This is a genomic window from Sorangium sp. So ce128 (genome assembly GCF_051525245.1).
Classification (GTDB): Bacteria; Myxococcota_A; Polyangia; order Polyangiales; family Polyangiaceae; genus Sorangium; species Sorangium cellulosum_B.
Genome location: NZ_CP150313.1, coordinates 4,733,092 through 4,747,206 on the forward strand (window position 1 = coordinate 4,733,092; position 14,115 = coordinate 4,747,206).

The following is a 14,115-nucleotide window of genomic DNA, read 5'->3' on the forward strand; positions in this document are numbered from 1 at the left end:
CTACTCCTTCTCCCGCACCTCGACCTCCATCTGCTTCACGCTCGATCCGCCCCGCGTGTCGTGGACGACCGCCCACAGCGATACGCGCCCCGGCTTCGAGGGCGGCGTCCAGGTGGTCCCGTGGCGCTCGCCGGGGCCTGTCACCGCGTCGCTCACGAGGCGCCTCGCGCCGTCGAATCCGCCCCCGTCCGTGTAGTAGTCGACCCAGAGCGCCTCGTGCGCGGGCGGCCCCCCGAGCCCCGTGGCCTCCACGTCCACGTCGGCAGCGTTGGACGGCACGATCACGTCGATGTCGTAGGTCGTGCAGTCGTCGGCGTCCGGCTCTGCCGGGCCGCATCCCTGCGCCTTCGTTTCCGGCTGAATGCACGGCTCCACGACGGGCAGGCCGCTCTCGCCGAGCGCGACCTCCTTGCCGTCCAGCTTCAGCGTGAACGCGTCGATGGGCGGGTTCGTGTTGGCTCGTTGATCCGAATCCTGGAAGACAAACACCTGCGTGTAGCCCACGACGAAGCTGTCCGGACCGAGCACCCTCCCGTCCTCGTCGACGCACTCCAGTGGAATCCCAATGCCGTCTGCCATCGCCACGGCCATCGCCGCGGCCATCGCCTCGGACGGCTCAGCGCCTGCCAGCACCGCTGGCAGCACCGCCTCCAGCGCTGCGGACAGCGCAGGAGACGGCCGCGTCTTGCCGGCGCACACGGCGAACAACACGTAGGCCGACGAGTACTTCGTTCCGGTCGCGGTGTGTCCTGCGTCCGGGCGCCTGAGGATGTCGCCGGACAGCGTCCACGTGAACGACGCTGCGTTGGGCTTGCCGCTCAGCGCCGACTCGAGCTCCTGTCGCTTGACGAGAGCGGTCTGCTCCTCCTGGCCGCCATTGCCGCCGTCGCCGTTGGTGCCGCCGCCATTGCCGCCGTCGCCGTTGGTGCCGCCGCCATTGCCGCCGCTGCCGCCATCGTTGGCGCCGCCGCCGCCGTCGTTGGCGCCGCCGCCGTTGCCGCCGCCACCTCCGCCTCCCTGCGGCGGGATCATTGCCGCCATGTAGGTGCCCAGCCACTGCCCGAGGCACCCGATCTGCGCGTCTATTCCGACAGGCGGGTTCACGCAGCCCCCGATCCACGTGACCTCGACGTTCCGCGGGTTGCCGTCGGCGTCGCCCAGCGCGTCGGCGTACGTCATCTGGAACGTCACGGGCGTGCCCCGTGCCGGGTATGGGTTGTCCGCCGTCACGGCCAGGACGCGGAGCCCCTCCACCTCGGACGACGGAGCCAGGTCGCTCCCCGAGCAGCAGGGAATGCCGAGGGCCAGGGTCGAGAGCGCGGCGAGCAGCGCGCGGCGAGAGGGCAGTCGGGTCAGTTTCATCAGAAGTCTCCTCGCAGCCCGAGCGTGGGCAGGAAGGGGAGCCCCGTCACGTACTCCCGCTTCGTGTAGTTGAAGTTGTAGCTGATGCCCTCCGCAGCCTGGTAGTTGTAGACGTTCTGCACATCCAGGTAGAGCCCGAGCTGCCACCTCTTGAATCGCCACGTCTTGTCGACGCGGACGTCGAGCTGATGGAACAGCGGCATCCTCTCGCTGTAATCGCCCCCGAGCGGGAAGGGCGAGTACTTGCCCGAGGAAGCATGGTAGATCGCGTTCACCCGGTTCGGATCACACCCCTTCTGCTCCGGATCGCAGACATAGGGGGTCTGCAGGTTGCCCGACACGAGGCGGAAGCGCGCGCCGACCTCCCAGCCCCGGCCGAGCTGCATGTTCCCGAGCACGGTCAGCACGTGCGTCTGGTCCCATGGCGTGGGGTGCTCCTCCTCGCCGGGGCCGTCCGTGCGCACCGACCGCGAGAGGGTGTACGCCGCCCAGCCGAAGAAGCGATCGTCTGGCTTGTACTTCAAGAGCACCTCGCCGCCCACCGCGTACCCGGTGCCGTCGTTGGCATATCCGTCCTTCTCGGCCGAGAAGACGACCTGCCGATCGAGCTGCTTGTAGAACCCGTCCACCGTCACGTCGATCTGCGGCGTGATCTCCTGCTCCACCCCGAGGCCATAGTGGATGGATCGGTTCGACTTGATATCCGCCGTTCCGAACGGCTCGACGCTCTCCTGGAACTGTGGCGCCTGGTAGTAGAGGCCCACGCCGCCCTTCGCCGTCGTCCGCGGGAAGCCGCTCCGGATGTCGTAGCGCGCGTTGACCCTCGGGCTCACGTCGAGCGTGTGCGTGTCGAGCGCGTAGTCGACGCGCACCCCGGGGACGATCCGCGCGCGCGGCGAGGGGACCACCTCGAACTCGGCGTAGGCGGCCGGCCGGGAGTACGGGCCGTCGAACGACTGGTCCTGCGCAGGGTAGGTCGAGAACGGCTGGTTCGACGGGTGGCCCGCCGGCTGCCTCGTCGGCGCGTGGAGGTTGACCGTCGCGATGCCGCTCGAGAGGTCGGTCCCGACGTTCATCGTGAGGAACCTGGCGAACCGGTGCGAGTACTCCAGCCGCAGGTCGAGCGAGTTCGTGACGATGTTGAAGGCGAAGGGCGCGACCCCGAAGTCGAAGACGTCCCTGCCGAGAGCCAGCGACCAGAGGATCCTGTCCCGGTTCCCCAGGCGGTTCTCGTAGCTGAGCTGGAGGCGCTGGAAGGCGGTGTGCAGCCCGAAGTCGCCCGTCAGCGCCGGCTCGTCCTCCGGCGGCTTGTCCAGGGTGATCTTGAAGGCGTCGTCCGATCCGTAGAAGCTCGCGCGCACGCGCTCGCTCGCCGAGGGGCGGCCCTCGAGGACGAACTGGTAGTCGTAGTAGACGGGCGCCTGCGTCACGCTGGAGCCCGCCTCCTTGAGCACGGGCCCGAGCCACGCGTCGACCCAGCTCCGCCGGCCCGCCGCGATGAACTTCCAGTCCTTGAGGTACGGGACGGGCCCCTCGAGGAGCACGCGCCCGTCGATGAGATCGAGCTGGACGACGCCGTGGTACTTGCCGTCCTGCTTCGGCGAGCGGAGCCCGACGTCGACGATGCCGCCCATGGCGCGGCCGTACACGGCGCTGAAATTGCCCGGGTAGAAGTCGATCTTCTCGAGCATCTCGGTCGGCACGACCGAGGAGAGGCCGCCGAAGTGGTAGATGATCGGCACCGGGGTGCGATCGATGAACGTGAGCGTGTCCTGCGGCGCGGACCCGCGCACGATGAGCAGCCCGAACCCGCTGCGCGCGACGCCGGGCAGGCTCTGCAGCGAGCGCAGCGCGTCGCCGCCGGTCCCCGGGATGCGGTCGATCTCGCGGCGCTCGAGCGTCCTCCGGGTCACCTCGCGCGGCGGGCGCTCGCCCTGCACGGTCACCTCGATGCCCTGCGCCTGACCGTCCTTGGGTTTCGCGAGCGAGATGCGGTAGCGCACCTCGATCGCCTCGCCCTCCGCGATGTCTTCGTCGGCCGTGAACGGCTCGAACCCCGCGGCGGCGACCTCGACGCGGTACTTGCCGGGAGGGAGGTTCTTGAAGCGGAACTTGCCGCGCTGGTCGGTCTTCACGTCCTCGCGGCCGCCGTCGGGCCGGACGAGGCTGACCGAGATGTCCGGGAGCCCCTCGCCGGTGTTCGCGGACAGGACGGTCCCGACGACCGTCTCGACGTCGGCGGGCGGGGCCGGCGCCGCCGTGTCGGCGGGCTTGGGGGTGAGCGTGAACGCGTACCGGTAGAGGATGCGCGCCGGCGCCGGCGTGCCGTCCGGCCGCCGCGCCGGCTCGAACACGAGGCCGGGCGCGGCCGCGAGCGCGGCCTCGTCGAAGCCGTGACCGCCCGGCGTCGCGACCTCGGCCTTGGTGACGCGCCCTGTCTTGTCGATGTCGAGCTTGAGGATGACGCTCCCCTCGACGCCCGCGCGCTGGGCCTCGACCGGATACACGGGCGGGGCGTACGTGATCAGCTTCGGCGGGCTGACGGCGGTGGGCTGCGCCGGCTGGGCCGTGCCCGGCTGGGGGACGACGACCGCGCCGGCCCCGCCGCGAGGAACGGAGGCCCCGCCCACGTCTCCCTCGGGCGGAGGCTCGGGCGGAGGCTCGTCGGCGGGTTGCGCGCGCGCTGCGCTGGCGGTCATCGCGACCGCGAGCAGCAGCGCTTCCGAGACAGCGAGGCGCATCGCAGAGGGCGCTTTGAAAGAACGCATGTGCCTGGCGCTCTCGCACATCGAGGACGAGGGGAGAAGCGGGAATGGGTGGCCAGGATTGTGCTCGGGTGGCCTGTTCGGGGCGCCTCGAAGCAGGAGGCACGGAGGCCGATCAGCCCCCGACCTCGGCCACGAACCGGCTCACGTCGTCGGCGTCGCCCACGAGCAGCAGCGTGTCGCCATCCCGGATCACGTAGTCCGGTGTGGGCGCCTCGAGCCGCGGCTTGTCGCCGGGCAGCTTGCTCGTGTGCGGCCGCACGCCGAGCACGTTGATCCGGTACCGCTGCCGGATCTTCGAGCCGGCGAGCGTCTGCCCGACGAGCGGGCCGTGCGCGTTCCAGGGCACCACGCGGTAGTGGCTGGCCAGGTCGAGCAGATCCTGGGCGAGCGGCATGGTGATGTCGGCGCCGACGCGGCGGCCCATCTCGGTCTCGATCTGGATCACGCGGGTGGCGCCCACGGCGCGCAGGATGTCGGCCTGGCGATCGGTGGCGGCGCGGGCGATCACCTCGCGCACGCGCATCCGGACCAGGGAGGCCACGCAGAGCACCGACGGCTCGAAGTGCTCGCCGAACGTCACGATCGCGGTCTCGGCGTACTGCGCGCCGATCCCCTCGAGCACCTTGTGCACCGTGGCGTCGCCGACGAAGGCGGCCGAGGTCTTGTCCTTGACCGCGTCGACCGCCTCGGGGTTGTTGTCGACCGCGATCACCTCCGCCCCGGTCTTCCACAGGGTCTCGACGATCGACGTACCGAACCGGCCGAGCCCGATGACGAGGACGCTCTTCGATCTCATGGTCCGGTATCGCGCGCCGCCTCCTGGCGGCGCCGCGCCGCGAACGTCTCACGGATCCGCGGCCAGCGCCACAGATCGGAGGAACGGGCGGGGGACCCCGGGCCCGGAGCGCTCCCATCTCCAACGCGCTGGCGAGCACCCTCGGCGTCGAGCAGGCGTCCCCGACCGGGGCGGAGGCGACCAGCGCGGCGCTCACCCGATGCCGACGCGCTCCTCCGGCAGCCGGTAGCTCCGCGCCCTCGCCTGGTTGGCGAGCGCCAGCGCCAGCGTCAGCGGACCGATGCGGCCGATGAACATCGCCAGCGTGATGACCACCTTCCCCGGCGCGCTCAGCGACGGCGTGAGGTTCGCCGACAGCCCGACCGTGGCGAACGCGCTGACCGTCTCCAGCGCGAGGCCCATCGGGTCGTGCGGCTCCAGGGCGAGCATGATCAGCAAGAACCCCGAGACGAGCACCACGCTGAGGAACGCGACCCCCAGGGCGCGGCGCGCCGTGGCCGCCGGGAGGGTCCTGCCGAGCAGGCGCGGCGTCTCCTCGCCGCGCAGCTCGGCGCGCAGCACCGCGAACAGCGCGGCGACGGTCGTGACCTTGACCCCGCCCGCGGTCGAGCCCGGCGCGCCGCCGACGAACATCAGCATGCAGGTGAGCATCCACGTCGCCGGGCCCATGAGGCCCAGATCGATCGTGTTGAAGCCCGCCGTCCGCGTCATGGCCGACTGGAAGATGCTCGCCAGCACCGTCACGGGCCACGAGAGGTCCCCCATCGATCGGCGCCGCTCGAGCAGCAAGAAGCCCGCGGCCCCGGCCACGAGTAGCACCGCCGTCGTGAGCAGGACGACCCGGCTGTGCAGCGACAGCCGCGGCGGCCGCTCGCCGCGGAGCCGGAGCCTGAGCCGGCGCAGGAGCTCGTCGTGCACCGGGAAGCCGAGGCCTCCCAGGATCACGAGCGCCGTCACCACGCCGCAGACCGCGGGCGAGCCGACCAGCGGGACGAGCCCCCCGCTGAACAGCGAGAAGCCCGCGTTGCAGAACGCGCTGACCGCGTGGAAGACGGCCGCCCAGAGGTGATCGCCGGCGCCGGAGAGGGGCTCCCCGGCGACGGGCCCGGAGACGATCTCGTGGTGGGGCAGGAAGCAGAACAGCAGGGCGAGCGCGCCCACCGCCTCGATGCCGAGCGTGAACAGGACGATCGCGGCGATGCTGCGGCGGAGGCGGGCGAACGACTCGGCGTCGATCATCTCGGCCATCACGGCCGCGTCGCGGAGCCTGAGCCTCCTGCCGGCGAGGATCGCGAAGAACGTCGAGAGCACCATGATCCCGAGCCCGCCGATCTGGATCAGGAGGAGCAGGACCGCCTGGCCGAACGGCGTGTACGTCTCGGCGACGTTGTGCACGGCGAGCCCGGTCACGCACACCGCGCTCGCGGACATGAACAGGCCGTCGATGAACGAGGCGTCGCCGATGTCCCGGAGCGACTGCGGCAGGGTGAGCAGGAAGCTGCCGATCAGCGTGGCGACCCCGAACGACACGGCCATGAGCCGCGCCGGGTGCTCCGCGGCGGTGGCGAGGAGCCGCTCGATCGGCCGGCGCCCGAGCAGCCCGCCGATGGCCACGAAGAACGCGAGCGCGGTGTACGCGCGGTAGAGCACGACGCCGCGGTTCCCCGGGTCGTCGGCCGGCTGCCAGACGAGGAGCCACTTCTCGCCGATGCACGCGAGCAGCAGGCTGAACGCGAGCAGGAACAGCGCGAGCCGAGGCCGCCTGGCCTCGAGCCTCGCGCCCGGGAGCGCCCTGCGCAGGCGATCGAGCCAAACCACGGCCGCGACCCACGCTGGAACGAGCAGCGTCTCCAGCGCGGTCAGCGCCATCGAGGCGCGCGGGGTGATCGCGAGCGCCAGGTCGATCCCGAGGAGGATAGCGCTGCCGACCAGCAGCGGCGCCGGCCGCATCCACGCGGCGCGCGGCCGGGGCGCGACCGCGGCCGCGCTGGCGGCCGCGGAGGGCGGCGGCGGCACGGACTGCGCGACCAGCGAGGCGACCGTCAGCGAGGGCTCCGCGCGATCGCCGCGATTGCCGGGCAGGTCGGCACGCGGCCAGGACGAGGGGGGAGGTGATGGATCCACGCGCAGCATTCACGCCGCCGCGCTGGGGGATGTCAACGTCCGCTCCGGCCGCGCGACGAGCGGCCAGCCGCTCAGTAGAGCGCGTCCTGGTGCTGCCACCGCTCCGAGATCCACGCCTTCACGTAAGCTATCTCCTCCTCGTACGTCGTGAAGTCGCCGCGCCCGCTCCAGCCCTCGTAGCTCCGGTACGCCTCGCCCCACTTCGCCTCGTCCCGGCGCGCGCTCGCATCGATGCGCGCCACGTAGCCGTCCACGATCGCCTGGATCTCGGCGTCTCCGAGCGCGCCGCGCAGGACCTCTCCGTAGCGGGCGCGCAGCGGATCGCCGATCGAGGGCTCCTCCAGGAGGCGCTGGAAGAGGAGGTTCGCGTCGAGGTACTCGACGCGCGTCGAGGCCGTCTGGCGCTCCGTCTGCCACGTCTGGCCGAAGCTCGCGTTGAAGTCCCACGGCGCATAGCGGAACACGCCGCCTGAGGTCGGATCGCGGTAGTGGTAGCTGTTCTTTCCTGCCGAGTCGTCGGCCATGATGAACGTGACGAAGATCCACCAGTCCTCGTAATCGCGCAGGTCGATCCGCGACCCGATCTCGGCGGCGAACGCGGCCTCTTCGGACGTGGCGACGAAGCTCACGAGGTCCTCCAGGTCCGCGAACGCCTCCGGCTCGCCCTCCGGCGGCGTCCCCTCTTTCTTCTCGAAGCCGTCGTGCAGCGTCTCCTTCGGCTCGTCGTTGTGCGCGGTCAGCGCGAAGTTCGCGTCGTGGCTGACCGCCTTGTAGAGGTTGCCGTCCTGCGAGTACCCGTGGTCCTCCATCAGGTAGCCGTTGACGTGATCGGCCACGGTGTAGAGCCCCGCGTACTGCCCGTCGAGGTACACCACAGCGCTGTACGTCTTGATCTGGATGTGCTCCGGATCCAGGCGGTTCCAGAGGTCGTACGCAAGGCGCTGCCGGACATAGGAGTTGTCGTCGAACGTCGTGATGAGCACGACCTTGCGGCGATCGGTGAACCCGCCGGCCTCGTCGGGCTCGTTGAACTTGTCTTCCTTGGGGAACTTGAGGGTGAAGCTGTTCTTCGGATACCCGAGCGAGCTCTCGCCGCGGAGCTCCGCCTCGGCGTTGTACGTGTGGCCGCGGTAGACCACCATGGCCGGCGCGTACTCCTTCGCCTCGGGGGTCGGCGAGAGGAAGAGCACCGGCAGGCCGTACTCCTCGGGATAGCGGGCCGGATCGACGACAGGCACGTTCGATGGATCGGCCCAGTCGTCGGCGACGCCGATCTTGACGCGCCCGACCTCGGACGTCTGCGCGACGCGGATCTCGACCTCGTAGACGGCGGCCTGGTCGAGCCCGGGTGAGAACGTCACCTCGCGCGCGACCGGGTCGTAGGTGGCGCCGTCGGGGAGCGGGCCGACCTCGATCGCGCCGTCGGGGAGCGAGAGGCCGGTCGCGCACGCCACGGGGAACGTCACGGTCTCGCCCTCGAGGAGCCAGTGCGGCCCGCCGCCCGACGGCTCGCAGCGCGACCCCTCGGGGCCGGGCGTCTCGCCGGAGCAGCCGGCACCTTGCAAGGATCCCAGGGCCAGGGCCGTCGCCAGCGGCAGGAGAAGGCGGGGGTTGCGCATGCTGGCGATCCTAGCCGAGCGCACGGGGCCCGGCCCCCCCGTGCCGGATGTGCGCTGGCATCCGCACGCGCGCCGACACGCGCCTCTCCGTTCTCACGTCGCCGCCGCTCGAGGACCGCCGCCGTCCTCGTCGAGCTCGGCCCTTGACACACCGCCGACTGGCTATTAAACAATCGTTTGAAACGGTAGATTGACAGGAGCTCTCGCGGAGATGCGGCTCCTGAGCCGGCCAAGACGACAGGAGGCGTGGGATGACGAGGGGCGAAGCTGTGCGCAGGGCACGGAGCGCGGTGGTGTTCGTGCTTGGGGCGGTGGGGACGATGGGGTGTGGGGGCGACGGGGAGTCGCCCGCGTCGCCGGGGCCGGAGGTGACGTGGTACCGGGACATCCAGCCGCTCGTGGAGCGCTCGTGCGCCTCCTGCCATGACGGCGCGGGCGTCGGCGGGGTGGCGCTGACGGACGCGGCGACGGCGCAGCGGCTGGCCGCGCTCATGTCGCTGCGGGTGAGCGCGGGGGACATGCCGCCGCCGGTGCTGGACCCGAGCTGCCGCAGCTACGAAGGCGCGGAGAGGATGAGCCTCAGTCAAGAGGAGCGCCTCCTCTTCGAGGCATGGGCGCGCGACGGCGCTCCGCTCGGCGATCCGGTCGATTCGCCGCCGCCGCGGGGACGGGCGGACAGCATCGAGGTGCCCGACGCCACGCTCGAGATGCCCGAGGAGCACGACGTCTCCCTCGACGACGACGGCAACGAGTACTTCTGCACGATCGTCGACAACCCCTTCTCCGAGCCGGCCTGGATCACGGCGTTCGAGGCGGAGGTCGGCAATCCGGCCGTTGTGCACCACATGGCCGTGTACCGGGATCTCGGCGGCGACGCGGGCATCGGTTATGGCGTCGCGCCGGGGACGCGCGCATTCCCGTGCCGCGATCCGGTCATCGAGCTCGACTGGCAGCTGCTCCACAGCTGGGCGCCCGGCGTCGGGGTGACGCGGCTGCCGGAGGGCGCCGGGGTCCGCGTCGAGCCCGGCGAGCAGCTCGTGATGCAGATGCACTATTTCGGGCGCAGGAACACGAGCGCGCGCGATCGGTCCGGCTACCGCCTGGAGCTCTCGCGCGAGGCGCCTCGCGCCGAGGTCTACATGGATGTGTTCGGCCCGGTCCCCTTCACGATCCCCGCGGGCGCCGAGGCGCACACCGAGCAGAGCTCCGCGCCGAACGAGGGCCCGCCGCTGCTCGTATACGGCGTCATGCCGCACATGCACGTGCTCGGCCGCACCTACCGGGCCTGGATCGAGCGCGACGGCGGAGCGAACGAGTGCGCCGCGCGCGGCGAGTTCGAGTTCCACCACCAGGCGCTCTACATGTTCGATGAGCCGATTCGCTGGGGGACCGGGGATCGCTTCGTCACCGAGTGCACATGGGACAACACGGTGGACAGCGAGGGGCAGTTCTCCCTCCCGCCAGAGGACGTGCCCTGGGGGGAAGGGACGAATCAGGAGATGTGCTTCATGATCGCCTATCTGTCGAAGGAGTGAGCTCCGGCGAGGCGGCGCTTACAGGTCCATGATCTCGACGTGATCCGACTCGGATGCCCCCTCCGTGATGCGCAAGAGTCCATCGAGCAGGTGGCCGAAGACGTCGTCGAGGCTGTCGCCGCATGGCGCGCCGAGCAGCGGCACCGAGTCCCCCCAGTCCGTGACGAGCATCGTCTCGATCTCCTCCGGCGGCGGCCAGCGCAGGCTGAGGACCGAGCGGGTCCGGCCGCTGATCGCCAGGTCGTCGATCGGGCGGCCCGCGAGCTCGGCCCGCGCGCGCCTGAGCTCGTCGTGGAGCCTTCGCGCAGGGAGCACCACGCGTTGCCCGCCCAGCGCCGCGGCGGCGCCGTGGATCGTCGCGAACTCCGCGCTCGGCCGCCCGTCCTCGAGGTGGTGCTGGATGCTGTCGCGCATCAGCGCATCCACGATCCAGCGCTGCTCGATCCACCCCTTCGGCCCGGAGAAGGACAGGCTCATGACAGAATTTCTAGCCTGCTCATTGTTTGAGATCAAAATAATTTGGGCCGGGCGTGCCGGTCTGGGCAACGCGCTCAGCCCCGGGGGCCCGAGAACACGCCCGCGATCGAGCGCAGCTCCGCGGGCCCTGGCCGGGGCGCGCGCGGTCTTGTCGCCGCGCGCGAAGCGCTCGATGGCCCGCTCGAGCGCCGCCAGCGGGGAGTGGACGCAGCGCTCCAGGGCGACCCTCAGGGCTCCTGCTCGCCGTCGCTCCCCCCGCCGAACCAGCGCTGGAGCGTCCGCCGATCGACGCCGAGCAGGGCCGCCGCCCGCTGCTTCTTGCCGCCCACGCGCCGCAGGACGACCTGCGCGTACTCGCGCTGGAGCTCGTCGAGCGTCATCAGCCGATCCGCGGCGGCATCGAGGAAATCCGGCGCGCCCCGCCGCGCGCGCACGCCCTCGGGGAGGTCGTCCGGGGAGATCCGCGCGCCGTCGCAGAGCGCCGCCGCCCGCTCGATCGCGTTCTCCAGCTCGCGGACGTTGCCGGGCCAGTCGTACGCGAGCAGGCGCTTCACCGCCGCGCCCGAGAACCCGGCGATCGGCTTGCCCGCGTTCGCGGCCGCGCGGGCCAGGAAGTGCTCGGCGAGCGGCAGGATGTCGTCCGTGCGGTGCCTGAGCGACGGGATCGCGATCTCGATCACCGCGAGCCGGTAGAAGAGGTCCTCGCGGAAGCTGCGCTCGGCGACCGCCGCGCGCAGATCGCGGTTCGTCGCCGCGATGACGCGCACGTCGACGGGCTCCGACGACGCCGAGCCGACCGGGCGGACCTCCCGCTCCTGGAGCACCCGCAGGAGCTTCGCCTGGAGCGGGAGCGCGAGCTCGCCCACCTCGTCGAGGAACAACGTCCCGCCGTCGGCCTCCTGGAACATCCCGGGCCGGTCGCTGCGCGCGTCCGTGTAGGCGCCCTTGCGCACCCCGAAGAGCTCCGCCTCGATGAGCGACTCCGGGATCGCCGCGCAGTTGACCGCCACGAACTTCCTCCCGCGACGCCGGCTCTCGCCGTGGAGCGCGCGCGCCACGAGCTCCTTGCCGCTCCCGCTCGGGCCGCTCACGAGGACCGTCGCGCGGCTGTCGGCCACGCGCCGCACGAGCGCGACCACCTCCTCGATCGCCCGGCTGCGCCCGATCATGCCCGCGATCGAGAACCGCTGCGCGACCTCCGAGCGGAGCTCGGTCAGCTCGACCGTCATCGCCCGCTGCCCGAGCGCCCGCTCCATGCGGAGCGCCATGTCCGCGGGCTGGAACGGCTTCGGCAGGTAGTCGAACGCGCCGGCGCGCATGGCGCGGACCGCGGTGTCGATCGAGCCGAACGCGGTCATGGCGATGATCGCCGTCCGGGGGTCGAAGCGCGCGATCCGCTCGATGAGCTCGATCCCGTCCATCTCGGGCATGCGCACGTCGGTCACGACGAGGTCGAACTCCCGCTCTTCGAGCAGCGGGAGCGCGAGCAGCGGCGCGGTCAGCGTCGCCGGCTCGTGGCCCATGTCGCGGGCGATGTCGGCCACGAGCTTCACCATCTCGAGCTCATCGTCGACGATGAGCACCTTCGCGCGGGCGCTCACGATCGAGCCTCCGCGCGCGCGGGCAGCGGCGCGGACGCGCCGCGCGGCAGGGTGACGCGGAAGCAAGCGCCGCCGTGGTCCGTCGGGACGAGCTCGACCGAGCCGCCCGCCTCGCGCACGATCCCCTCGACGATCGCCAGGCCGAGGCCGGTGCCGCCGCGATCGCCCTTCGACGTGAAGAACGCCTCGAAGATGTGCTCGGCGACCTCGGGAGGGATCCCGGGCCCGCGGTCCTCGACCTCGATGGCCGCCTTGCGGGCGTCGACAGTCTGGAGCCGCACCGTGATCTCGCCCCCGCGAGGTTGCGCCTGCGCCGCGTTCAGGCACAGGTTGAACGCCACCTGGAACAGGTGGTCCGCGTCGAGCACCGCGTGCAGCGGCGCCCCGTCGTGCTCGATCCGGGTCGCGACCCCGCGCTGCCGGCACTCCGGCCCGAGGAACGCGAGCACCTCGCGCGCGACCTGGGCCACGTCGCTCCCGCGGCCGAGGAGCCTCGGTGGCCGGGCGACCGAGAGCAGCCGCGCCACCACGCGAGAGATGCGCTCGGATTGCGTCGCGATCGTCTCCAGCTCGCCGCGGGCCGGCTCGGGCCACCCGGGCTGGTCGGCGAGGCGGCGGGCGCGCGCCAGGATGACGCTGAGCGGGGAGCCAATCTCGTGGCCGATCGAGGCGACCACCTGCCCGACGGCCGACAGCGCGTGCGCCTGCTGCAGCTTCCGCTCGACGGCGGCGCGGGCGGCCTGCTCCTGCTCCAGGCGGGCGCGCGCCTCGGTGAGCGAGGCCGTCATCGCGTTGAACGCCCGCGCGAGCCGCCGGAGCTCCTCGGCGCCCGCCTCGGGCACCGTCACCTCGAGCTCCCCCCGCGCCACCCGCTCGACGCCCGCCACGATCGCGCCGGCCGGGCGCCCGACCGTCGCCCGGCTCGCGAACGCGGCTATCAACGCGACGGCGGCGAGCAGCGCGGCCCCGGCGAGCGCCAGGCCCCGGTTCGAGCTCCGCGCGAAGGCGTCCAGGTAGCGGAGCTCCCGGACGACGACGGCGACGACCGACAGACCCCGCTGCGAGAACGTGACCGTGCGGACGAGCGCCGGCCCTCCGCCGAGCGTCCGCTCCTCCTCGATCTCCGCGCCCGTCGCGAGCGCGCGCCGCGCCAGCGCCGCGAGCTCGGCCGACTCGCCGGCGATGGGATCCGTCACGAGGATCGGGCCCCCGCGCTCGTCGAACGCCGCGATCCCGAGGATGCGATCGGCCTGCGCGAGCCGCTCGATGCGCTGCTTGAGCAGCGCGACCTGGCCGCGCTCGACGGCCCCGCCGATCGCCGCCTCGACCAGGCTCGCGTGGTGGCGCAGCTCGGCCGACGCCTGGTTGCGGAGGAACTGGTGCCGCGTCGTGTGGATCGCCGCCCCGTAGAGCGCAACGGCGAGGACGATCGGCACGAGCAGCATGAGCCAGAGCTGGAGCGTCAGCCCCATCGCGCTCCGTTCCCCTAGGCTGTGCACGGCCATGCGATCCATTGTCCCAGATGCGACACGATGTCGCACCTCATGGGGCCTCGCAGGTGGAGCCCGGCATGCTGCGCGGCTCCGGCGCGCAGCCCGCGGCTGCAGGGCCGCCGACGGCGGCGAGGAGGCGGCGGAGCGGCGCGAAAGCCGTCTTTTTCTTCATGCGCCGGCAATCAGCAACTCCCAAGCCACGTGGGCACGGATGCTGCTCCACCGCGGCCAGGCTGCCCTCGCCCGAGGGCCTCTCCGCGCAGGGCGCCCGGAACGGCTCCTGCGATCCATCCACGGCCGCTCGCCGCCTGCGCACCGGCGCGCGCGGGGCTCTCGCTCT

General features: G+C 71.8%; 9 protein-coding genes. 1 reads left to right on the forward strand and 8 read right to left on the reverse strand.

All coding sequences use genetic code 11. The annotated features are described in order from the left end of the window. The 5 genes from WME82_RS18035 to WME82_RS18055 form a co-directional block, all read right to left on the reverse strand. Window positions 1-1,362: a hypothetical protein gene (locus WME82_RS18035; RefSeq protein WP_438043831.1), complete on the reverse strand. Its 1,362-nt coding sequence runs from the start codon at window positions 1,360-1,362 to the stop codon at window positions 1-3. Then, entirely contained in the window at window positions 1,362-4,103 is a 2,742-nt protein-coding gene (locus WME82_RS18040; protein ID WP_438043832.1) for a TonB-dependent receptor domain-containing protein, read from the reverse strand. The genes WME82_RS18035 and WME82_RS18040 overlap by 1 nt, the downstream gene beginning before the upstream one ends. 139 nt (window positions 4,104-4,242) lie before the next feature. After that, window positions 4,243-4,926, reverse strand: coding sequence for a potassium channel family protein (locus tag WME82_RS18045; protein WP_438043833.1), 684 nt, complete (start codon window positions 4,924-4,926; stop codon window positions 4,243-4,245). 192 nt (window positions 4,927-5,118) lie between these two features. Next, complete coding sequence (locus tag WME82_RS18050; RefSeq protein ID WP_438043834.1) at window positions 5,119-7,059, reverse strand: TrkH family potassium uptake protein; 1,941 nt, start codon at window positions 7,057-7,059, stop codon at window positions 5,119-5,121. A 62-nt stretch (window positions 7,060-7,121) separates the two neighbouring features. After that, entirely contained in the window at window positions 7,122-8,669 is a 1,548-nt protein-coding gene (locus tag WME82_RS18055) for a CotH kinase family protein (RefSeq protein ID WP_438043835.1), read from the reverse strand. Between the two features lie 251 nt (window positions 8,670-8,920). On the opposite strand from WME82_RS18055, the gene WME82_RS18060 reads away from it, so the two are divergent. After that, the gene (locus WME82_RS18060; RefSeq protein WP_438043836.1) at window positions 8,921-10,204 is read left to right on the forward strand and encodes a hypothetical protein; all 1,284 of its coding nucleotides are present in this window, start codon (window positions 8,921-8,923) and stop codon (window positions 10,202-10,204) included. 18 nt (window positions 10,205-10,222) lie between these two features. On the opposite strand, the gene WME82_RS18065 is transcribed toward WME82_RS18060, so the two are convergent. From WME82_RS18065 to WME82_RS18075, 3 genes are all read right to left on the reverse strand, one after another. Beyond that, on the reverse strand, window positions 10,223-10,681 hold the full coding sequence (locus WME82_RS18065; protein WP_438043837.1) for a hypothetical protein: 459 nt from the start codon (window positions 10,679-10,681) through the stop codon (window positions 10,223-10,225). A gap of 227 nt (window positions 10,682-10,908) precedes the next feature. Beyond that, a complete protein-coding gene (locus tag WME82_RS18070; RefSeq protein WP_438043838.1) occupies window positions 10,909-12,282 on the reverse strand; it encodes a sigma-54-dependent transcriptional regulator in 1,374 nt (457 codons plus the stop codon). Then, the gene (locus tag WME82_RS18075) at window positions 12,279-13,787 is read right to left on the reverse strand and encodes a sensor histidine kinase (RefSeq protein WP_438043839.1); all 1,509 of its coding nucleotides are present in this window, start codon (window positions 13,785-13,787) and stop codon (window positions 12,279-12,281) included. The genes WME82_RS18070 and WME82_RS18075 overlap by 4 nt, the downstream gene beginning before the upstream one ends. Window positions 13,788-14,115: the final 328 nt, after the last annotated feature.